Raw genomic sequence first — 23,100 nt, forward strand, 5'->3', positions numbered from 1 at the left:
GAACAAACGTTCATATAATGATAAACAAGGCGGTGATTTTATGTATGAGTTTAAGTTGCATTCAAAGTTTAAGCCTATGGGAGATCAACCACAGGCTATTGATAGCCTTGTGAGAGGAATTGAAACGGGTGAAAAGTTCCAGACCCTTAAAGGGGTAACTGGTTCAGGTAAAACTTTTACTATGGCTAATATTATTGAGAGGGTTCAAAAACCTACATTGGTGCTAGCTCATAATAAAATCCTAGCGGCACAACTTTGCTCGGAGTTTAGGGATTTCTTCCCAGACAATTGTGTTGAGTATTTTGTGTCATATTATGATTATTATCAACCCGAAGCCTATATTGCTCAGACAGATACATTTATAGAAAAAGATTCATCAGTTAATGATGATATTGATAAATTAAGACATTCAGCTACATCTGCGTTACTTGAGCGTAATGATGTTATTGTAGTTGCTTCAGTTTCATGTATATATGGTCTTGGTAATCCCGAGGAGTATAAAAAACTTACAGTGTCGCTTAGGCAGGGCATGGAAAAGGACAGAAATGAAGTAATAAGACATCTAGTAGATATACAGTATGAAAGAAATGATATGAATTTTATTCGTGGAACTTTTAGAGTGCGAGGTGACACTATTGATATATTTCCTGCATCGTCATCTAGTGAGGGAATTAGGGTAGAATTTTTTGGAGATGAAATAGAAAAAATTAGATCCTTTGATTCGCTTACAGGAGAAACTATAGGAATCCGTAAACATGTATCTATTTTCCCGGCTTCCCATTTCGCCACATCAAAAGATAAATTAGAGGTCGGTATAGCTCAAATAGAACAGGAGCTTGAGGAGAGATTAAAGGAACTTATTTCAGAGGACAAGGCACTCGAGGCACAAAGACTTAAGCAAAGGACGAATTATGATATTGAAATGATGAGAGAGGTTGGTTACTGCACTGGTATAGAAAATTATTCTAGAATTTTAGATGGTAGACCGTCAGGAACAGCACCTCAAACATTGATGCAATATTTTCCAAAAGATTTCTTGATGTTTATAGATGAGAGTCATGTAACTCTCCCACAGGTTAAGGCTATGTTTGGGGGGGATAAATCAAGAAAAACTAATTTAATTGATTATGGTTTTAGGCTTAAGTCGGCTTATGATAATAGACCTTTAACTTTTCCGGAGTTTGAAAGTAGCATGAATCAAACAGTATTTGTAAGCGCAACGCCAAGTGTTTATGAGGAGGAGCATAGTGAGAACATTGCAGAACAAGTAATAAGACCTACAGGGTTATTAGATCCTGAGATTGTTATAAGGCCAGTTAAAGGACAAATAGATGATCTATATGCTAGTATTCAGGACACGATAAAAAAAGGATTTAGAGTTCTGGTTACAACACTAACTAAAAAAATGTCAGAGGATTTGACTAAATACTTTAGAGAAATGGATATGAAAATAACTTATTTGCATTCGGATATTGATACAATAGAAAGAATGAAAATTATCCAAGATCTTAGGCTTGGCACATTTGATGTGCTAGTAGGTATAAATCTTTTAAGAGAGGGATTAGATATTCCAGAGGTTGCACTTGTTGCGATACTTGATGCAGATAAGGAAGGATTTTTACGTTCTGAGACATCATTAATTCAAACAATAGGAAGAGCTGCAAGAAACTCAGAGAGTAGAGTAATAATGTATGCAGATAGAATTACAAAGTCTATGAAGAAGGCTATGGATGAAACTACAAGAAGACGTAAACTTCAGATGGAATATAATGAAGAGCATGATATAGTGCCAACTACTATTGTAAAAGATATTAGAGATGTAATAGGATCTATAACGGTAGCTGAGGATGAAGAGGTATATGAATCTCTTGAAGCGGCTAAAGAAGCAAATTATGATGAAACTAAGAAATTAATGGATAAGTATGAAAATGAGATGAAGCAGGCAGCTAAGGATTTACATTTTGAAAAAGCTGCCCAGCTTAGAGATATAATTTATAAACTTAAAAAGCAGATTAAAGACATATAAATTTAATTAAAAAAAACATGAGGATTTGATTGTTTTGCTACTGAGGAGGAGACCATGAGAGATAAGATTTTTATAAAAGGTGCTAAGGTTCATAATTTAAAAAACGTTGATTTGGAAATACCAAGAGATAAGTTAATAGTGTTTACTGGACTTTCGGGATCGGGTAAGTCGTCTCTTGCTTTTGATACATTATATGCAGAGGGACAGAGGCGTTATGTAGAGTCATTATCTGCCTATGCAAGGCAGTTTTTAGGCAATATGGATAAACCAGATGTTGAATATATAGAGGGGTTATCACCTGCTATTTCTATAGATCAGAAAACTACTAATAGGAATCCACGTTCTACAGTTGGTACTGTAACTGAAATTTATGATTATCTGAGACTGCTTTATGCTAAAGTGGGAATACCACATTGTCCTAAATGTGGCAAAGAAATTACTCAGCAGACTGTGGATCAAATGGTGGATAGAATAATGGAAATGCCATTAAAAACTAAGATTTCGATTTTAGCTCCAGTAATAAGGGGGAAAAAGGGCGAACATGTAAAGGTAATAGAGAATATTAAAAAAAATGGTTTTGTGCGTGCTAGAATAGACGGCACTACTGTAGAACTTATGGAAGAGGATATAAAACTTGCGAAAACTAAGAAACATAGTATAGAGATAGTAATAGATAGAATTTCTGTGAAAGAGGAAGTGCACAGTAGACTTACGGAATCTTTAGAGAGTGCATTAAAATTAGCAGAAGGTACCGCTATAGCAAGCGTTGTCGATGGCGAAGATATACTCTTTAGTGAACATTTTGCTTGCATAGATTGTGGTATTAGCATTGGGGAGTTGGCCCCTAGGATGTTTTCTTTTAACGCTCCTTATGGTAAGTGTGACTATTGCGATGGACTTGGCACTCTTATGGAAATCGATGAGGACCTTATAATACCAGATAAAAGTAAGAGTATTAAAGGTGGAGCTGTTATGTCTTTTGGGGAAGGCAGTCTTAAGGAAGATTCCTGGACTTTTTCAGTGCTACGTGCTCTAAGTGAAAAGTATAAATTTAGTTTAGATACACCAATAGAAGATTATGATGCAGAAATTCTTAAAATGCTATTGTATGGAACGAATGGGGAAAAAGTTAAGGTTAACTATGTTAAGGAGTATAGATCAGGTACTTTTAATCATTCATATGAAGGTATTATAAATAATTTAAAGAGAAGATATTTTGAAACATCTTCTGATTATATAAAAAAAGATGTAGAACAATATATGGGTGATAATGCATGTCCTAAGTGTAAGGGCGCAAGGTTAAGCCCGGAGGTGCTTGCAGTAACAGTTGGTGGCAAAAATATAAGTGAATTTTGTCAATTATCTATTATAGATGAGGCTATATTTTTAAATGATATAAAATTATCAGAGAAAAATAAGATTATATCTAATCAAATATTTAAAGAGATAAAAGATAGACTTAATTTTTTAAAGGATGTAGGTCTTGATTATCTAAATTTAGCTAGATCAGCAGCTACATTATCTGGTGGAGAAGCACAGAGAATAAGACTTGCAACTCAGATAGGTTCTAGTCTAATGGGCGTTTTATACATATTAGATGAGCCTAGTATTGGTCTTCATCAAAGGGATAATGATAAACTTATAAAGACATTAAAACATTTAAGGGATATAGGGAATACTGTAATTGTTGTAGAGCATGATGAGGATACTATGAAGGCATCAGATTTTATTGTTGATGTTGGCCCAGGTGCTGGTGAACATGGTGGAGAAATTGTAGCTACCGGAACAATTGAAGATATAAAAAACTGTGAAAGGTCAATTACTGGTCAATACTTAAGTGGCAAGAAAAAGATTGAGATTCCAAGCAAAACAAGAAAATCGAATGGGCATTCCATAAAAATACTTAACGCAAGGCAAAATAATTTAAAGAATGTTAGTGTAGATTTTCCATTGGGAGTATTTACTTCAGTTACTGGTGTTTCAGGTTCTGGAAAGAGTACTTTGGTAAATGAAATTTTATTTAAGGGTCTTAATAAAAAGATAAATCACTCTAAAAAGAATCCTGGACTTCACAAAGATATATTAGGATGGGAAAATATAGATAAAATTATTAATATTGATCAAGGGCCTATAGGGCGTACTCCGAGGTCAAATCCAGCTACATATACTGGCGTTTTTGATGTGATTCGTGATGTTTTCTCCATGAGTCCTGAATCAAAAATCAGGGGATATAAACCGGGAAGATTTAGCTTTAACGTGAAGGGTGGAAGATGTGAAGCTTGCCATGGTGATGGGATAATTAAAATAGAGATGCAATTTTTATCTGATGTTTATGTTCCTTGTGAAGTTTGCAAGAGTAAAAGATATAATAGAGAAACTTTAGAAGTTAAGTATAAGGGGAAAAACATTGATGATATTTTAAATATGACTGTTGAAGAGGCTGTTAAGTTTTTTGAGAACATTCCAAGAATTCATAGCAAACTAAAAACACTAATGGATGTTGGACTTGGTTATATAAGACTGGGTCAGCCTTCAACTCAGTTATCAGGTGGGGAGGCTCAGAGAATTAAACTTGCTTCTGAATTATCTAAGAGAAGTACCGGCAAGACATTTTACATTTTAGATGAGCCTACTACAGGACTTCATATCGATGATGTTAGTAAACTTATTATAATACTTCAAAGACTTGTAGATTCAGGGAATACTGTGGTTGTAATTGAGCATAATTTAGATGTTATAAAGTGCTCAGACTATGTTATAGACTTAGGACCTGAGGGAGGAGACAAGGGTGGAACCATTTTATGCACTGGTACACCAAAAGAAATATCTTTAAATGTAAATTCATATACAGGACATTATCTAAAAAAAATGTTATAATTTATATAAGGCTAGCATAAAGTGAATGCTAGTCTTTGATTATTTTTTAAAGAGGAGAAAGTGCATTATGGCTGAGATAAGTGAGATTATGAAATATGCAATTATAGCGATTATTTACATTATAATAATATTTGCATTGCGAATAATGTATAAGGACATAAAAGGTGGTGCGAAAAAGAAACCAGTTATAAAGAAAACCATGGGTCTTGAAGTTATGGAAAGAGGAGATAATCTTAATTTAAGGGTTGGTGCAGTTATACCTTTAAATGACCAACTTTCAATAGGCAGAAAGGCAGATAATCTTTTAATTCTGGGAGACAAATATGTGTCATCTCAGCATGCAAGAATATATTTAAAAAATACAAATTATATTTTGCAGGATTTGAGAAGTACTAATGGTACTATAATGAACAATAAAGCGGTTAAGGATACGGTATATATAAAAAAAGGTGACGTTATTAAAATAGGAACTTCAACCTTTAAGGTTATAGGGTAAATTATGAGTGCAAGCGGGGTGAGAGTATGGATAGTATAAAACAGGAGAGGAAGCTGCTACGGTATACCTATCTTTTATGTATAGTTTTATTCTTAAATATGTATTTTATTGGTAAAAATGAGTTTGATATAAACGCTTTAATAATAGGTGGAGTAGTATGTTTTGTTTTTGCATCTTCACATTTTATAATAAGAAGATTTTATCCAGATGGAGACAAATATATTTTACTTTTTTCAAATGTATTGGCAGTTATAGGTATGGGAATGTTATATAGGCTAGACTCAACCGTTGCAATCAAACAACTTATTTTTTATGCAATTGGAATAGCTATATTTATTTTGGTGGTAGTGCTTTTCCCAAGTTTAAGTAAGTTTGGTAAGTACAAATATGTCTATATGGTATGTACTCTTATTCTTATGTCTTTGGGAAGTATAATGGGAGCTACAACTTATGGAGCTAAGAATTGGGTGGAAATAGCTGGGTTCACTTTTCAACCAACAGAATTCGGAAAATTATCTTTGGTGGCATATTTAGCAGCATCACTGCAGTATTACGGAATAAAAACGGAGGGGAATTCAGAAATTTCCAAAATTAAGGCCTTGATTGAACCTGCAATAGTGGTTATGATATCACTTGGACTCATGGTAGTCCAAACGGACTTGGGTTCAGCTCTCTTATTTTTTGCTATAGCAATAACTATGTTATATATTGCTACTTCGAATTTTAAATATATTCTAATATGTTTAGTACTATTCATGGTAGGTGGATTTATAAGTTATCAAATGTTTGGACATGTGCGATTAAGAGTTATGATTTGGGGTGACCCTTGGAAATATGCTACTAAGGACGGATATCAGTTAGTGCAATCTTTAATTTCGATAGCCTCGGGTGGTCTTTTCGGAACAGGTCTTGGCCTTGGACACCCTGCAATGGTTCCAGTAGTTACTACAGATTTTATTTTCGCGGCCATTTGTGAGGAAATGGGACTGGTTACTGGATTTGCTATTCTTATTTTATATTTTTTATTATTTTATAGGTGTATGAGAGTTCCTATTTATAGTAAAGATAATTTTACAAGACTACTAGCGGTGGGCTATAGTACAATGCTGGCTGCTCAAGTATTAGTTATAGTAGGAGGAGTAGTTGGAGCGATTCCACTAACGGGTATAACGCTACCATTAGTTAGTGCTGGAGGGAGTTCTATGTTAATAACTTTCTTCTCGCTGGGTATACTTCAAAAAATTTCGGAGGACGGTCAAAATTATGAATGATTTTGTAAGTAATATAAAAAAAGTCTTGTTGGTATTTTTAATACTCTTTATTGCTTTGATTACATACATAACTTATATATATATGTTTAATAGTGAGAAAGCGGTAGCTAGTACATCTAATCAAAGGCTTTGGGCGGAGAGAAATAAGGTTCTACGTGGAACTATTTATGACAAGGATATGGTAGCGTTAACTAAAAGTACAAAAACAAGTGAAACATCTCAAAAACAGCAATATTTACAGGGTGCTGCGTTTGCACATATTATAGGCTATATGGACCCTATTTATGGACTTAGTGGTCTTGAAAAAAAATATGATGCACAACTTATGGGAAATAATGATACTCCATTATCAAAATTTGTATTTTTTAGTAAAGATAAGGAAGAAAAGGTCGGGAATGGCTTAAAAACTACGATTGACTCTAAATTGCAAAAGAAGGCATACAATCTTTTAGGTAATTACCGAGGTTCAATAGTAGCTTTAAACCCAAAAACTGGCGAAATTTTAGCTATGGTTTCTAAACCTTCTTATGACCCTAATAATTTAGCTGCAGAGTGGAAAAACATAACTACAAATAAGGAAATGCCACTGCTTAATAGAGCTGTGTCTGGGCTATATCCACCAGGGTCTATATTTAAAACTGTTACAGCAGCAAGTGCTTTAGAAAACATAGCCAATGTTTACAATAGTAGTATAAATGATAATGGTAGTTTAATTGTCAATGGAACAAAACTTTTGGAAGATTATAATGGTGAATCTTTTGGGAATATAGATTTTAAATCTGCTTATATGCATTCCAGTAATGTGTTTTTCGGGTCATTAGGCATTGATTTAGGAAATGATAAACTAAAGGAAACAGCTGAGAAATTTTATTTTAACAAAAACATTCCAACTATAGGGTTAACTGTAGAAAATAGTGTATTTCCAAGCTACAAAAACAGTGAAAAAGGTAATATTGCACAGAGTGCTATAGGTCAAGCGGGTGTTTTAGTTACTCCTATGCAAATGGCATTAGTTGTGAGCGCAGTTGCTAATGGCGGCACAATGATGGAACCAATGCTTGTTAAAGAAATATTAAGTAGTAAGGGTGAGTCTATAGAAAAATTGAAACCTAAGCAGCTTGGACAAGTCATGACAAAGAACAACTCTGATATTATGAAGGGGTTAATGAAGGAAGTAGTGTCAAAAGGAACCGGAACTGGTGCAGCTCTTCCTGGAATAGTAGTTAGTGGTAAAACAGGAACTGCAGACCATGATGACCCTAGTAAACAACAAGCGCCACATGCTTGGTTTACTGGATTTGCACCTTATGATAATCCTCAAATTGCAATAGCGGTGATTGTAGAGGAAGGTGGGCAAGGTGGTGTAAAAGCTGCTGAGATAACTAGGGAACTTATTAGAGCGTATTTGCAATAAAACATTAAGATTTTAAATTTAGAAAAATATGTGAAGTATGGATATAATGGTAGAAATATAAAGTCAAATATTATAATAATATTTGACTTTATATTTTGTATGGCATAATTTATTTTGTAGTATAATTAAAGATAATGATTTATAACATTAATATTAGCATAAAAGAAAAATTATATGTAGTAAATTGTAATAAATTGCCCGGGAAATTTAGATGTATTGGTATAATTTTAAATATATATGTTTATATAAAGTAAAGGAGGTACTCGGTTGTGTTTGATTTTGATTATCAATTAAAGACTCTTCCAGATGCACCAGGAGTATATCTTATGAAAAATAATCTTGGTGAAATAATATATGTTGGAAAGGCTAAAATATTAAAAAATAGAGTAAGGCAGTATTTTAAGGCTTCAAAAAATCATTCTGTAAAAGTTAAAGCTATGGTGAAAAATATAGCTGAATTTGAATATATAGTAACTGATTCAGAGATGGAAGCTTTGATCCTTGAGTGCAATCTTATTAAAAAATATACCCCAAGATATAATATATTGCTAAAAGATGATAAGCATTACCCATTTATAAAGATAACTATTAATGAGGAGTTTCCAAGGGTATTTGTAACTAGAAATATTGTAAGTGATGGGGGAAGATATTTTGGACCATACACAGATTCTGCAGCTGTATATAGTATCATTGAACTTATAAAACAAATTTTCCCACTTCGAACATGTAGAAGAAATATAAAAGAAGGTGTCCTACATGATAGGCCATGCTTAAACTATCATATAGGATTATGTAAAGCACCTTGCACAGGTTATATTAGCAAAGAAGATTATGGAAAGATTATAAAGGGAGCATTGGATCTACTTACGGGGAAAGACAAAAGCATAAAGGATGAATTAAAGAAGAAAATGGAAAGTGCATCGGAAACTTTAGAATTTGAAAAAGCAGTGGTATTTCGAGATAAGATTATGGCTATAGAAAAAATAAATGAGAAACAGAAGATTATAGTAGGAAATTGTGAAAATGAAGATTTCATTAATGTGTATGTTGATGAAAAAGATGTTTGTATTCAGGTGTTTTTTCTTCGTGATGGTAAGATAGTGGGGAGAGAACACTTTATTTTAAATGATGAAGCAGAGGATGTAGAAAATGAACTTATAGAAGAATTTATAAAGAGATTTTATGGTGGGACAGCATTTATTCCTAAAACAATATATGTACCTTTTATAAGTGAGGTAGAAATCTTAGAGCAATGGCTTAGCGCTAAAAAAGATTCAAAGGTAACCATTAAGATTCCTCAAAAGGGAGAAAAGAAAAAGACTTTGGAGATGGTTGCAAACAATGCAAAGATAACTCTCGAAAATTTTAAATTAAAAGACATGCAGGATAAGGAAATTCATAAAATTGCAATGCAGGAGATTACAGAATTATTAAAACTTGATGAAATACCTGATAGAATTGAATCATATGATATTTCAAATATAATGGGGGTAGATTCTGTAGGAAGCATGGTGGTTTTTGAAGGTGGAAAGCCTAAAACCAGTGATTATAGAAGGTTTAAGATAAAGTCAGTAATAGGAGCCAATGATTATGATAGTATGAGGGAAATTTTAGAACGAAGGTTTCAACGTGGACTTGATGAAGTCAAAAGAATAAAAGAGAGAAATTTAGAACTTAGTAAAGGCAAGTTTTGTGTGTTTCCGGATTTAATTCTTATGGATGGGGGTAAAGGCCAAGTTAATGTGGCACTTGAGGTTTTAAATAATCTAAATATTAACATACCAGTATGTGGAATGGTTAAGGATGATAGGCACAAAACTAGAGGTTTAATATATAATAACATAGAGTTAGTTATGAAAAGTAACTCTCAAAGTATGCACTTAATTACTAGAATACAAGATGAGGTTCATAGATTTGCAATTACTTATCACAGAACACTTAGGGATAAAAGAACATTATATTCTATATTGGATAACATACCAAACATAGGAGAAAAGAGAAGAAGAGAGCTACTTAAAAAGTTTGGCAGCATTGATAATGTGAAAGGTGCTAGCGCAAAAGAACTAACTCAGACCCCTTCTATGGATAGCAAGTCTGCAGAGTGTGTTATAGAATATTTTAAAAATAATAAATAAACATATTCTTAATATTTATTTACATCAAAAATTTAAACTGTTGAGTTATTGTGGGAAAAAGGGTAAACTAAAAGAACTATAACTTGAGCAACATAAATAATATTATTTATGTTATGCGAGTATATAAATATATTAATATTATCAAGGAGTAGGATATGAAATCATATACGGAATTACTTAAACAAATAAATAAAGCAACAGATAATGCTAATATAATGGTAGATGAACTAATGGAAAACCACACTTCTTTTAGAGTGGGTGGACCGGCCGATATTTTAGTAACACCAAATGATGTTCTAGAAGTTCAAGCTTTAATAAAAATATGTAAAAAATATAAAGTCAATTATTTCTTAATAGGGAAGGGCTCTAATTTATTAGTTAAAGATGGTGGAATTCGCGGTGTTGTAATAAAACTATGTAACCTTAATAAAATTGAGGTTGAAGGAAATGAAATAACAGCTCAAAGTGGAGCAAGTTTATATGATGTTACAATTGCAGCTTTAGATAATGGTCTTAAAGGTATTGAATTTGCTAATGGAATCCCAGGGAGTATTGGTGGAGCAGCGGCTATGAATGCAGGAGCATATAATGGCGAAATGTCTATGGTTCTAGATAGTATGCTTGCAATAGACAATAATGGAGAATTATTAACAATAGAAAAAGACGAGATGGAGCTGTCCTACAGGAGTAGCGCTGTTCTTAAATATGGATATACAGTTATAAGTGTTACTCTTAAGCTAGAGGTGGGTGACAAGGCAGTTATAAAAGCGAGAATGGATGACCTTGCAAAAAAAAGAAGCGATAAACAACCTTTGGAATATGCATCAGCAGGTAGTACGTTTAAAAGACCTGAAGGGCATTATGCAAGTGTACTTATACAAGATTCAAATCTGAAAGGAACTCATGTTGGTGATGCAGAGGTGTCTGTTAAACATTCTGGTTTTATTATAAATAAAAAGAGCGCAAGCGCAACAGATATTTTGGATTTAATTAAGCTTGTACAGGATGAAGTACAAGAAAAATTTGGTGTGAGGCTTGATACCGAAGTAAAAATTTGGGGAGAGGATAAGGAACCTTTCGAGGGGGCAGCTTCTTGCGAAGCTGGGTCTACGAGTGAAATTGGTTCATCTTCTTACTAAACTGTTTTATATTACTTACAAATAATTTTAAAAAATTCATAAAATAAATAGGATTTTAAAATGCACAATAAGATAAACTGTTGTGCATTTTTTTGTATTTACATATCTATAATTATGATTATTTGTGTTATAATTAATAATAAAACTGTATTAGTACAATGAGGTAGATAAACATTTAAAGCAAATAATTGATAATATATAAAATACTGGCAGTAATAATAAAATATTAGGTGACATAAAATTCTTGATTTTTGTAAAGGGGGTTTTTTTTAATGAGATTTGTTATATTAACAGGGCTATCAGGTGCTGGGAAAACACAAACGGTACGAAACCTTGAGGATTTAGGTTTTTTTTGTGTGGATAATTTGCCACCTGTTTTAATTCCCAAATTTGCTGAGGCATGTTATCAATCTAATGGTAATATTGACAGAATTGCTTTAGTTATAGATATTCGTGGTGGAAAGTTTTTTGATGATTTATTTGAAAGCTTAACATACCTAAAAGATGAAGGGTATGAGTATGAAATATTATTTCTAGAGGCCTCAGATAAAGTGCTTATTAAAAGATATAAAGAGTCAAGGCGTAAACATCCTCTAGCACCAGAGGGAAGAGTTGTAAATGGAATTGAAACTGAAAGACGTAAACTTAAGGATGTACGTGAGCGTGCTGACCATATAATTAATACATCTAAACTTTCTGCAAGAGAACTTACAGAAGAAATAAATAATATTTATGGTGAGGAAGGTCAGATAGAAACTAAACTTGTTATAACTGTGCTTTCGTTTGGATTTAAATATGGGATACCTGTGGATTCAGATTTGGTATTTGATGTAAGGTTTTTGCCTAATCCTTTTTACATTCCAGAACTTAAGAAGTATTCAGGCAATGACCAGCCGGTTCGCGATTATGTATTAGATTTTGAAGGGACTAAAGTATTTATAGAAAAACTTCAAGATATGTTACAGTTCCTTATACCAAATTATAAAAAAGAAGGAAAAAGACAACTTATAGTTTCTATAGGATGCACAGGTGGAAGACATAGATCAGTTGCTATAGCAAATAGAATTTATGAAATACTTGGGCGTAATGGTTACAATGTTAATATAGATCATAGGGATATAAATGAAGATGTAAATAGAGGTGATGGTAAGCTATGATGCTAAGGAATTTGCTGAAGCCTGGAATTAATATAAAAAGGTGGATTCTTCTAGGTATTGTAGGTGCTTCTATTTTAGTATTTGGAATTGTCGTACTAATAAACAAAGAATACAATTCTCTGCAAAAGTTAGTTTTATCAGCACTGATTATAGTACTTGGAGCTTTGACAATATATGTTGCCATAATACAAATCATGAAATTTTTTATTATATTAGTTAATACAGGCAGTAGTGATGTAGCTATAAGTTCGAGAAAATTGGAAGATTTAATATATGAAAAGAGAGTACTTATCAAGGGACCTAAGATTGTAGTGATTGGAGGAGGTACCGGTTTATCTACCATGCTTAGAGGCCTTAAGAAATATACTAATAATATAACGGCAATAGTCACAGTGGCAGATGATGGTGGGGGGTCAGGTGTTCTAAGAGAAGATTTAGGTATTCTTCCTCCTGGGGATATTAGAAATTGTATTTTAGCCTTAGCAGATACGGAACCACTAATGGACGAGTTATTACAGTATAGATTTAAAGATGGAAGACTAAAGGACCAAAGTTTTGGTAATTTATTTTTAGCTGCGATGGATGGAATTTCAAACAACTTTGAAGAAGCTGTACAGAAAATGAGTTCGGTACTAGCTGTAACAGGTCGCGTTATTCCAGTTACTTTGGATAATATGACATTAAAGGCAAAGCTTAAAAATGGAAATATAATTGATGGAGAATCAAATATTCCAAGAGGCGTAATAGACAATAAGAGCCCTATTGATGAAGTGTTTATAGAACCTACAGATGCTAGGGCACTTAAGGAAGCGTTAGTTGCTATAAATGAAGCAGATGCAGTAATTCTAGGTCCTGGAAGCCTTTATACTAGTATTATTCCAAATATATTAGTAAAGGAAATAAGAAATACATTGTATAAGACAAAGGCTATAAGGATTTATGTGTCAAATATAATGACTCAACCAGGCGAGAGTGATGATTACAGTGTTAGTGATCATATAAAGGCTATAAATCGGCATGCTAAAGGAAAAGTTGTTGATTATGTATTGGTAAATACAGGTGAAATAAGTAATGAATTAGAACTAAAATATCATAATGATAATTCCAAAATGGTTATTATAAATGAAGAGGAAATTAAAAAGCAAGGAATAGGAATAATTAAAAGTGATTTCGTTAAAGTAGGGAAAGGTCATATAAGACATGACACAGACAAGCTTGCTACCATTTTAGTAGAAACAATTATGGAGAAAAAGTTATTTAACGATAAAAAGAAAATAGGTGAGTACTTTTATTTATCGCAGAGGTTGAAGGAAAATAAACGCAATAAGGAGTAGAATAATGTCATTTTCGTCTAAGGTTAAAAATGAAATTTGTAGATTTACAGATATGAGCAAGAAAGAAGCCATGGCTGAGATGGCGGCTATAATGAAAGTTAGTGGAACTATTGGACTTGGATCAAATAAACAAATAAATTTTCAAATAACAACTGAAAATCCTGCGATAGCAAGACTTATATTTAAATTATTAAAGGAACATTTTGCTATTCACGCTAGATTATTAGTTAAGAGAAGCAATTCACTTAAGAAAAAGAATGTATATGTTGTTATAATTACGGAAGAAATGGGTGTTAAAAATTTATTAAAGCAAGTAGCAGTCCTTGAGGATGAAAACTTTTTTTCAATAGACTACACTATACCCAGCAGGTTAATTGAGGCTGAGGAATGCAAACGTAAATATATAAGAGGGGCCTTTTTAGGCGGTGGAAGTATTAGTAACCCTGAGAAAAACTATCATGTAGAGTTTGTGACTCATGATAGTGATTATGCAAGGGAATTAAGTACACTTATTAATAGCTATGGATTGTTTTCAAAAATAATACAAAGAAAAAGCAGTTTTGTTATTTATATTAAAGAGGGTGAACAAATTGTTGACCTTCTTAACATAATTGGAGCACACAATTCATTACTTTTTTTAGAAAATGTAAGGATAATGAAAGAAATGAGAAACAATGTAAATAGACTTGTAAACTGTGAAACAGCTAATCTTAGTAAAACAGTAAATGCATCAGTAAGACAAGTTGAAAGTATAAGATTAATACAAAATGAAATAGGTTTTAAGAGATTACCTAAAAATTTGAGGGAGATTGCGGAGCTAAGACTTGAGTATCCTGATGAATCTTTAAAAGAACTTGGTGCAATACTTGAACCGCCAGTAGGAAAATCTGGTATTAATCATAGATTAAGAAGGATAGAAAAGATTGCTGAAGAATTAAGGAAAGAAGGAAGGTAAAAAGATAATGTCAAAACATGAGGAGATAGTTAATCATATCCTTGCCCTGCAAATTGGAACTAAAATATCTGTAAGGGGCATAAGCTCTGAGCTCGGCATTAGTGATGGTACATCTTATAGAGCGATAAAAGAAGCAGAGAACATGGGTATTGTTAATACCGTTCCTAGAGTGGGAACAATAAGAGTTGAGAAGGTATATAAAAAAAACATTGATAGTCTTACTTATGCTGAAGTTATAAGAATACTTGATGCTACTATTTTGGGTGGTAAAGATGGTATAAATAAAAGTTTAAATAAATTTATTATAGGAGCAATGGATATTGAATCAATAATTAGATATCTAAAGCCAGGGTACCTCCTTATTGTTGGAAATAGAGAAGAAGCACAAGTACTTGCTCTTGAAAATGAGGCTGCAGTATTAATTACTGGAGGGTTTGATTCTAGTGAAAAAGTAAAGATGCTTGCGGATGAAAAAGGAATTCCTGTATTATCGTCAACTTATGATAGCTTTACAGTGGCTAGCATGATAAACAAGGCTCTTTATGAAACTATGATAAAAAAAGAAATTATTTTAGTTGAAGATGTTATGGATACTAATATTACTTGCCTTATTGGTACTGACACTGTTGCTACGTGGAGACAGCTAATGGTGGAAACTAATCATGAGAGATATCCAGTGCTAGATGAGAACATGAAAATTATTGGAATAGTTACATTAAGAGATCTACAAGGATGTAACGATGATGATGAACTAATTAATAAAATTATGAATAAGAACCCTGTATGTGTAACACCTAAAACAACTATAGCTTATGCAGCTCACATTATGGGCTGGGATGGAATTAAAATTTGTCCTGTGGTTGATAAGAAGAAGCTTGTAGGGGTTCTAACTATAGAACATGTTATAAAAGCAATGGAGTTTGCACTTAGGCAACCACAAGTTGCTGAAACTTTAGAAGATCTTATTTTAATGAATTTCACATGTGTACACGAGGATAATAGTTTACATTTCAATGGTCAAATTATCCCACAGATGTTAGATCCTTTTGGAACGGCCTCTTGGAGTTCACTAAATATGCTCCTATCAACTATGGGGATAATGGCATTGAGGCAAAAAAATAATATTAACATCTCAGTAGATAGTATTATGTCATATTTTATGAAACCTGTACAAATGGGTAGTGATATAGATATATATACTAAAATTGTTGATAAAGGTAGGAGCTTTTCTAAGGTAGAAATAAATATGTACAATAAGAATAATGAGCCTATTGCAAAGTCTATGATTTCTGCAAAAATATTTGGTAAATAATACATCTAATTAACTTAGGGTTTGAGGGGAAGTGAAAAAATGACTGAGGAACTAAAGATGAAAAAGAAAGAAGATTTAGGAAGCTTTGTACATCTGCATGTGCATACAGAGTACAGTCTTCTTGATGGTTCGGGAAAGATTAAAGAGCTCATTTCTAAAACCAAAGAGCTAGGCATGAAAAGTATTGCTATAACTGATCATGGAGTAATGTATGGATGTGTGGAATTTTATAAACAGGCAAAAGAACAGGGAATTAAACCTATTATTGGTTGTGAAATATATGTAGCAGCTAAATCTATGAACATAAAAGAAGCAGATAGAGATAATGCTACCCACCATTTAATACTTTTAGTTAAGAATGCTAAAGGTTATCAAAATTTGATGCATATAGTATCTGCTGCGTCCATTAAGGGTTTTTATTATAAACCAAGGGTGGATTATGAATTTCTCGCAAAGTATAGTGAGGGAATAATTGCTAGCAGTGCTTGTCTTGGTGGCGAAGTTCAAAGCCTTCTCTTGCGAGGCAATTATGAAAAAGCAAAGGAAATAGCGTTAAAATACAGGGATATATTCAAAGATGGTTATTATTTAGAGCTACAATATCATGGTATGCAAGAACAGTTTAAGGTTAATGAACTTTTGGTTGAATTATCAAAGGATACTGGGATTCCGCTAATTTGTACAAATGATACTCACTACATAATGCAAGAAGATTCTAAAGCTCATGATATTCTTTTATGCATTCAAACAGCAAAAACTGTTGATGATGAAAATAGAATGAGATATCCCTCAGATCAGTTTTACTTAAAGTCGCCAGAAGAGATGCAAAAGACTTTTTCTTATGTTCCAGAGGCGCTTAGTAATACAGTTAAGATAGCGGAGATGTGTAACTTTGATTATGAATTTCATGTATCAAAACTTCCAAGGTTTCCACTGCCCGGCGGTGTAGATCCTTATGAATTTCTAAGAGAACACTGTTACGAGGGTTTGGCGCCTAGGTATGAGGTTTTTAGTGATGTAATGACCAAGGGTTTCTCTATAGAATGTATAAATGAAATAGCTCAATCGAATCCAACTGCTAAGATGTATGTGGATAGACTTGAATATGAACTTAATATAATAAAACAAATGGGATATGTAGATTATTTTCTTATAGTATGGGATTTTATCAAGTTTGCAGTAGATCATGAAATACCAACAGGCCCTGGGCGTGGCTCTGCAGCGGGTTCAATTGTTGCATATACTTTAGATATAACAAAGATTGATCCTATTAAATATAGTCTTATTTTTGAGCGTTTTTTAAATCCAGAAAGAGTATCTATGCCGGATATAGATTCGGATTTTTGTTATGAAAGGCGTCAAGATGTTATTGATTATGTAGTTGAAAAGTATGGATCTACTAATGTGTCACAAATTATAACCTTTGGAACAATGGCTCCTAGAGCTTGTATAAGAGACGTTGGACGTGCCATGAATTATTCTTATGCTGAAGTGGATAGAATCGCTAAGATGATACCATCTGTGCTTAATATAACTATAAATAAGGCTTTGGAAATGAATGCAGAACTTAATTCCTTGTATGAAGATGATTCAAGGGTTGAAGCACTTATAAATATTGCAAAGGCACTGGAGGGACTTCCAAGGCATAGTTCTACCCATGCGGCGGGAGTAGTTATTGCGTCTAAGCCTTTAGTAAACTACGTTCCTCTTCAGAAAAACGATGAAATGATAGTAACACAATTTCCTATGGGAACCCTGGAGGAACTAGGACTTTTGAAGATGGATTTCCTTGGACTTCGTACTCTTACAGTTATGAGAGATTGTGTAGATTTTGTAAAACAAAACAGGAATGTATCTATAGACATAGATAATTTAGATATTGAAGATCATAAAGTCTATAGAATGATTGGAGAAGGAAAAACAGTAGGAATATTCCAACTGGAATCTGCAGGAATGACTAGCTTTATGAAGGAACTAAAACCAGATAATCTTGAGGATATTATTGCCGGTATAAGTCTATACCGGCCAGGTCCAATGGCAGAAATTCCACGTTATATAAGAAATAAAAATAGTATGGATAAGGTGGAATATGTTACTCCACAGCTTGAGGAAATCCTTGGCGTTACTTATGGGGTAATGGTTTATCAGGAGCAGGTTATGGAAATAGTTAGAAAACTTGCTGGATACTCAATGGGAAGATCCGATCTAGTTCGTCGTGCTATGTCTAAGAAAAAGCATAAAGTTATGGAAGAAGAGCGTTATAACTTTATCCATGGAATAGTGGACGAGACTGGAAATATAGAAGTACAAGGTTGTCTGCGAAATGGGATAACGGAGGTGGCAGCAAATAAAATATTTGATCAAATGATGGATTTTGCATCTTATGCATTTAATAAATCACATGCTGCAGCGTATGCTGTTGTAGGTTATGAGACTGCATATTTAATGTGTTATTATCCTACAGAATTTATAGCTGCAATGCTTAATAGTGTAAAAGGAAATGCTGAGAAAATAGCTTTTTACACTAGGTATGCAGTTCAAATTGATATTGGGGTGTTGCCTCCTAGCATAAATGAAAGTTTCGCTGAGTTTACTGTAAAAGGGGATACTATAAGATTTGGCCTATCGGCACTTAAAAATGTAGGGGTAAATGTAATAGAGAGCATTGTACGTAACCGAGAAGAGAAAGGCGAATTTTCAGGTTTTATGGATTTTTGTAATAAAATAGACACGTCTTGTGTAAGTAAACGAGCAGTGGAAAGTCTTATTAAGGCAGGAGCATTTGATGATTTTAAAGTTCATAGATCGCAATTGCTAGCAGTTTACGAGAAGGTATTAGATGGAGTGAATAATGATAGAAAGAGAAATATTTCAGGACAAATAAATCTGTTTTTAGATTTTGATAATGATTATAATAATTTTGAAATAGAGTATCCGAACATCAAAGAATTTAAAAAGAAACATCTTTTAGCTATGGAAAAGGAAATGACTGGAATATATTTATCGGGTCATCCGCTAGATGAATACGAAGAAACACTTAACATACAGACAAATACTAGGATATCTGATATTGTGGTAGATGAAAGTCTTGAAGAAGATAATGAAGTGCTTAGTGAAAGTTTTAAACTTCAAGATGGTGATAAGGTTATAATTGGTGGTATAATATCATCGGTTAGTAAAAAAGTTACTAAAAATAATGATATGATGGCATTTATTAATCTAGAGGATTTATATGCTAGTGTTGAAGTAATAGTTTTCCCAAAGACATTTGAAAAATATAAGTCACTTGTTGAAGAAGATGAAATAGTAATTATTAAAGGCAGGGTTAGTATTCGCGAAGAAGAACAACCAAAGATATTGTGTGAAGATATTAAACCACTTGCGAAAATTAATAGCGAAAAAATTTATATCTTAGTCGAAAATGATGTTATGATGAGAGATGCATTAAAGAAAATAAAGCAAAACCTAACCATTTATAGAGGTAGTACTCCAGTATATCTTTGTACAAAAGAGCCGAGGAAAATGTATGCTGTTGATAAGGCTTTATGGCTCAGTGAAGAAATTGATGTTATGGAAGTTTTAAGAAAAATATTTGGACAAGATAATATAAAAATACAATAAAATATTTTGGTGCTTATGTAAAATTAGTTATTAAAGGTAACATTGTTATCTTTAATAATGATACTTAAGAAAGTAATTCTAATTCGTTAAATGGGAATATGTGTATAATATGCCTGATTATATCCATTAAAAGGATTACATTGCACTGATAATAGGTTGTTTATTAAAAAATAATTATTTATTTCTATAAACCGTTGAATGTTGCGAGGATTTTGTATAATATTAGAGTATAAAGGGTATTTTTTAATAATAGTTATATTTTTGTTGGTAGCATGGACATATTATGACCACGGTGGGGCAAATTTATCCCGATGGTACAGAAATGGAAAACAATTAATAATTGTTTTATACCTTAAAGAATTATAAAGGGGAAAGAATTAATAATTGTTTATTCTATAGAGAGTTACAAGGAGGAATAGTTATGAAAACAATAGCGGTATTAACAAGTGGAGGCGACGCACCAGGAATGAATGCAGCCATTAGAGCAGTAGTTAGGATGGCTATATTTAAAGGCATAAGAGTTATGGGTGTACAAAGAGGATATAGTGGGCTTATAAATGGTGAAATATTTGATATGGATAGACATTCAGTTTCGGATATAATTCATAGAGGCGGAACTATTCTTAGAACTGCACGCTGTGAAGAATTTAAAACTGAAGCTGGAAGAAAAAAAGCAGTTAATGTACTAAGAGTATTTGGTATTGATGGACTCGTAGTAATTGGTGGGGATGGTTCCTTTGCAGGAGCGCAACTTTTATCAGAACTTGGAATTGCAACTGTAGGCATACCGGGAACTATAGATAACGATCTTCCATACAGTGAATATTCGATAGGATTTGATACAGCACTAAATACAGTACTTGATGCTATAAATAAAATAAGAGATACTTCAAGTTCTCATGAGAGAATTAGTGTAATTGAAGTAATGGGAAGAAATTGTGGAGATATAGCCTTATATGCTGGTATTGGCGGAGGGGCTGAAGAGGTAATTATACCTGAAAAAGGGTATGCAATGGATGATTTATGCAAAACTATATTTGAAGGTAAATTAAGAGGCAAAATGCATAATCTAATAATCCTTGCTGAAGGTGTTGGCGGCGCAAATGAACTTGCAAAGCAGGTTGAAGAAATAACCGGAATTGAATCAAGAGCTACAATCCTCGGCCATATTCAAAGAGGTGGAAGTCCAAGTGCCTTTGATAGAATGCTTGCATCTAAAATGGGCGTAGCTGCTGTAAAAGTGCTTATAGAAGGAAGATCAGGAAGAGTTATTGGCATGAAAAACGGTAAAATAGTTGATGAAGATATCAATGAAGCACTAGAAATACCAAGGAAATTTAATGAAGAACTTTATGAAATATCCAAAATTCTTTCTTACTAAAGTAATTTAATAAGAAGGCTTATATATAAAAGTTAAATATAAAATAATATACAATAAGAGGAGATTAATTAATGAAAAAAACTAAAATGATTTGTACAGTAGGACCAGCTAGTGGAAGTGTTGAAACTATAAAGGATTTAATAAATGCAGGAATGGACGCTTCAAGACATAATTTTTCACATGGTGATCATCAAGAACATAAAGAAAGAATTGATAGAGTAAAACAAGTTAGAAAAGAAATGAATAGACATATCGCTATAATACTTGATACTAAAGGACCAGAAATAAGAACAGGAAATTTTTCAGCTGGTAAAGTTGAATTACAAGAAGGATCTAAATTCACTGTTGTTTGTGGTGAGGAAGTTATCGGAGATGAAACTATATGCTCTGTAACTTATGAAGAATTATATAAAGATGTTAAAGCTGGCGATACTATATTAATAGATGATGGTTTAGTTGCATTAACAGTAGAAAGCGTTGAAGGCAAAAAAGTACATTGCGTAGTTGCAAATACTGGTATGGTAGGAAATCATAAGGGCGTTAATGTTCCTGGAGTTGCAATAAATCTTCCTGCACTTACAGCAAGAGATATTAACGATTTGAAATTTGGATGTGAAGTAGGCGTTGATTTTATTGCAGCATCATTCGTAAGAAAAGCATCAGATGTACTTCATATAAGACGTGTTCTTAATGAAAATGGTGGAGAAAAAATACAAATAATTTCTAAGGTTGAGAGTCAAGAAGGTGTTGATAACATTGATGATATTATTAAATTATCTGATGCTGTCATGGTTGCCAGAGGAGATTTAGGAGTTGAAATTCCAACAGAGGATGTTCCAATAGTTCAAAAAATGATGATAGCAAAATGTAATGCTGCAGGTAAAGCAGTTATAACAGCTACTCAAATGTTAGATTCTATGATCAGAAACCCAAGACCAACTAGAGCAGAATCTTCAGATGTTGCAAATGCAATATTTGATGGTACAGATGGTATAATGCTTAGTGGTGAAACTGCTAATGGTAAATACCCAGTTGAAGCAGCTACTATAATGGCTAAAATAGCACAAACTGCTGAAAAGGCTCTTAATTATAAAGAAAACTTAAAGAATAAGAGAGATTTTCATATTCCTAATGTACCAAATGCTATTAGTTTAGCTACTTGTACTACAGCTATGGAATTAAACGCTGCAGCTATTATTACTGCAACTCAAAGTGGTAATACAGCAAGAAAGGTATCAGCTTATAGACCAGAATGTCCAGTTATTGCGGTTACTCCTTATGAAGTAGTAGCTAGAAGTTTAGCATTAAATTGGGGCGTTGTTTCAGTATGTGCTGATAAAATAGAATCTACAGATAAACTTATAGAAAATTCTGTAGCTATTGCATTAAAAGCAGGATATGTACAAAAAGGTGATTTAGTAGTTATTGCTGCTGGAATTCCAGCCAATTTTGTAGGTAGCACAAACATGATGAAAGTTCATATTGTTGGTGATATATTACTTCAAGGTAAAGGAAACATAAGCGCATCAGCTTGTGGAACAGCTTGCTTTGCTCAAAATGCAAAAGAAGCAAATGAAACTATGCATGATGGCGATATTTTAGTAGTAAAAACATTAACTAAAGAATATACTAATTTATTAGATAGAGTTTCAGGAATTATTGTTGAAGAAGATGCAACAAGATCAGATGTTGTTGTTGAAGGTACTTCAAAAGCAGTTCCAATAATATACAATGCAGCAGGAGCAGTAGATATAATTAAAACTGGATCTTTTATAACAATGGATGCAGCTAGAGGTATTGTGTATAGTGGTAGGGCTAATGTAAAGAACTAAAAAAGCTTTTAGGATTGTCATATATTTGGCAATCCTTTTTTGTACGTCCAGCATGTTAGCTGAGCCGATAGGCTGAAAGAAGCCTATGTCGCCTAACCAACGGGAAGACAACCTGAGAGCAAGGGATTTACTGGCAACGGTAGGGTCTGA

The 23,100-nt window shown here is 33.1% G+C and carries 14 protein-coding genes; all 14 read left to right on the forward strand.

Annotated features, from left to right (window positions below; all coding sequences use genetic code 11):
• The first annotated feature begins 40 nt into the window (after nucleotides 1-40).
• The 14 genes from uvrB (at nucleotide 41) to pyk (ending at nucleotide 22,950) form a co-directional block, all read left to right on the forward strand.
• A complete protein-coding gene (gene uvrB / locus KPL37_RS06830; protein ID WP_216147032.1) occupies nucleotides 41-2,026 on the forward strand; it encodes an excinuclease ABC subunit UvrB in 1,986 nt (661 codons plus the stop codon).
• Between the two features lie 54 nt (nucleotides 2,027-2,080).
• A complete protein-coding gene (uvrA, locus tag KPL37_RS06835) occupies nucleotides 2,081-4,903 on the forward strand; it encodes an excinuclease ABC subunit UvrA (protein WP_216147034.1) in 2,823 nt (940 codons plus the stop codon).
• A gap of 67 nt (nucleotides 4,904-4,970) precedes the next feature.
• The gene (locus tag KPL37_RS06840) at nucleotides 4,971-5,399 is read left to right on the forward strand and encodes an FHA domain-containing protein (protein ID WP_216147036.1); all 429 of its coding nucleotides are present in this window, start codon (nucleotides 4,971-4,973) and stop codon (nucleotides 5,397-5,399) included.
• 26 nt (nucleotides 5,400-5,425) lie between these two features.
• The gene (locus tag KPL37_RS06845; RefSeq protein WP_216147038.1) at nucleotides 5,426-6,670 is read left to right on the forward strand and encodes an FtsW/RodA/SpoVE family cell cycle protein; all 1,245 of its coding nucleotides are present in this window, start codon (nucleotides 5,426-5,428) and stop codon (nucleotides 6,668-6,670) included.
• Nucleotides 6,663-8,084 (forward strand): peptidoglycan D,D-transpeptidase FtsI family protein, encoded by a 1,422-nt coding sequence (locus KPL37_RS06850; protein ID WP_216147040.1) that lies wholly within the window; start codon nucleotides 6,663-6,665, stop codon nucleotides 8,082-8,084. Before KPL37_RS06845 ends, KPL37_RS06850 begins: the two co-directional genes overlap by 8 nt.
• A 269-nt stretch (nucleotides 8,085-8,353) precedes the next feature.
• Nucleotides 8,354-10,219: an excinuclease ABC subunit UvrC gene (gene uvrC / locus KPL37_RS06855; protein WP_216147041.1), complete on the forward strand. Its 1,866-nt coding sequence runs from the start codon at nucleotides 8,354-8,356 to the stop codon at nucleotides 10,217-10,219.
• Nucleotides 10,220-10,374: 155 nt separating this feature from the next.
• Entirely contained in the window at nucleotides 10,375-11,358 is a 984-nt protein-coding gene (gene murB, locus KPL37_RS06860; RefSeq protein ID WP_216147042.1) for a UDP-N-acetylmuramate dehydrogenase, read from the forward strand.
• Between the two features lie 272 nt (nucleotides 11,359-11,630).
• Nucleotides 11,631-12,515 (forward strand): RNase adapter RapZ, encoded by an 885-nt coding sequence (rapZ, locus tag KPL37_RS06865; protein WP_216147043.1) that lies wholly within the window; start codon nucleotides 11,631-11,633, stop codon nucleotides 12,513-12,515.
• Nucleotides 12,512-13,849 (forward strand): gluconeogenesis factor YvcK family protein, encoded by a 1,338-nt coding sequence (locus KPL37_RS06870; protein ID WP_216147044.1) that lies wholly within the window; start codon nucleotides 12,512-12,514, stop codon nucleotides 13,847-13,849. Before rapZ ends, KPL37_RS06870 begins: the two co-directional genes overlap by 4 nt.
• 4 nt (nucleotides 13,850-13,853) lie before the next feature.
• Nucleotides 13,854-14,804: a DNA-binding protein WhiA gene (whiA, locus tag KPL37_RS06875; RefSeq protein WP_216147045.1), complete on the forward strand. Its 951-nt coding sequence runs from the start codon at nucleotides 13,854-13,856 to the stop codon at nucleotides 14,802-14,804.
• Between the two features lie 7 nt (nucleotides 14,805-14,811).
• Nucleotides 14,812-16,116, forward strand: coding sequence for a DRTGG domain-containing protein (locus KPL37_RS06880; RefSeq protein WP_216147046.1), 1,305 nt, complete (start codon nucleotides 14,812-14,814; stop codon nucleotides 16,114-16,116).
• A 57-nt stretch (nucleotides 16,117-16,173) separates the two neighbouring features.
• Nucleotides 16,174-19,737, forward strand: coding sequence for a DNA polymerase III subunit alpha (locus tag KPL37_RS06885; RefSeq protein ID WP_216147053.1), 3,564 nt, complete (start codon nucleotides 16,174-16,176; stop codon nucleotides 19,735-19,737).
• 421 nt (nucleotides 19,738-20,158) lie between these two features.
• A complete protein-coding gene (pfkA, locus tag KPL37_RS06890; RefSeq protein WP_216147047.1) occupies nucleotides 20,159-21,118 on the forward strand; it encodes a 6-phosphofructokinase in 960 nt (319 codons plus the stop codon).
• 71 nt (nucleotides 21,119-21,189) lie between these two features.
• The gene (gene pyk / locus KPL37_RS06895) at nucleotides 21,190-22,950 is read left to right on the forward strand and encodes a pyruvate kinase (RefSeq protein WP_216147049.1); all 1,761 of its coding nucleotides are present in this window, start codon (nucleotides 21,190-21,192) and stop codon (nucleotides 22,948-22,950) included.
• The last annotated feature ends 150 nt before the right edge of the window (nucleotides 22,951-23,100 follow it).

Source organism: Clostridium frigoris (assembly GCF_018861865.1).
Taxonomy (GTDB): Bacteria; Bacillota; Clostridia; order Clostridiales; family Clostridiaceae; genus Clostridium_AD; species Clostridium_AD frigoris.

Excerpts from the sequence above, each read along its gene's own strand:
- uvrB (WP_216147032.1), top strand. The coding sequence starts at position 41 with ATGTATGAGTTTAAGTTGCATTCAAAGTTTAAGCCTATGGGAGATCAA.
- uvrA (WP_216147034.1), top strand. The coding sequence starts at position 2,081 with ATGAGAGATAAGATTTTTATAAAAGGTGCTAAGGTTCATAATTTAAAA.
- KPL37_RS06840 (WP_216147036.1), top strand. The coding sequence starts at position 4,971 with ATGGCTGAGATAAGTGAGATTATGAAATATGCAATTATAGCGATTATT.
- KPL37_RS06845 (WP_216147038.1), top strand. The coding sequence starts at position 5,426 with ATGGATAGTATAAAACAGGAGAGGAAGCTGCTACGGTATACCTATCTT.
- KPL37_RS06850 (WP_216147040.1), top strand. The coding sequence starts at position 6,663 with ATGAATGATTTTGTAAGTAATATAAAAAAAGTCTTGTTGGTATTTTTA.
- murB (WP_216147042.1), top strand. The coding sequence starts at position 10,375 with ATGAAATCATATACGGAATTACTTAAACAAATAAATAAAGCAACAGAT.
- rapZ (WP_216147043.1), top strand. The coding sequence starts at position 11,631 with ATGAGATTTGTTATATTAACAGGGCTATCAGGTGCTGGGAAAACACAA.
- KPL37_RS06870 (WP_216147044.1), top strand. The coding sequence starts at position 12,512 with ATGATGCTAAGGAATTTGCTGAAGCCTGGAATTAATATAAAAAGGTGG.
- whiA (WP_216147045.1), top strand. The coding sequence starts at position 13,854 with ATGTCATTTTCGTCTAAGGTTAAAAATGAAATTTGTAGATTTACAGAT.
- KPL37_RS06880 (WP_216147046.1), top strand. The coding sequence starts at position 14,812 with ATGTCAAAACATGAGGAGATAGTTAATCATATCCTTGCCCTGCAAATT.
- KPL37_RS06885 (WP_216147053.1), top strand. The coding sequence starts at position 16,174 with ATGAAAAAGAAAGAAGATTTAGGAAGCTTTGTACATCTGCATGTGCAT.
- pfkA (WP_216147047.1), top strand. The coding sequence starts at position 20,159 with ATGAAAACAATAGCGGTATTAACAAGTGGAGGCGACGCACCAGGAATG.
- pyk (WP_216147049.1), top strand. The coding sequence starts at position 21,190 with ATGAAAAAAACTAAAATGATTTGTACAGTAGGACCAGCTAGTGGAAGT.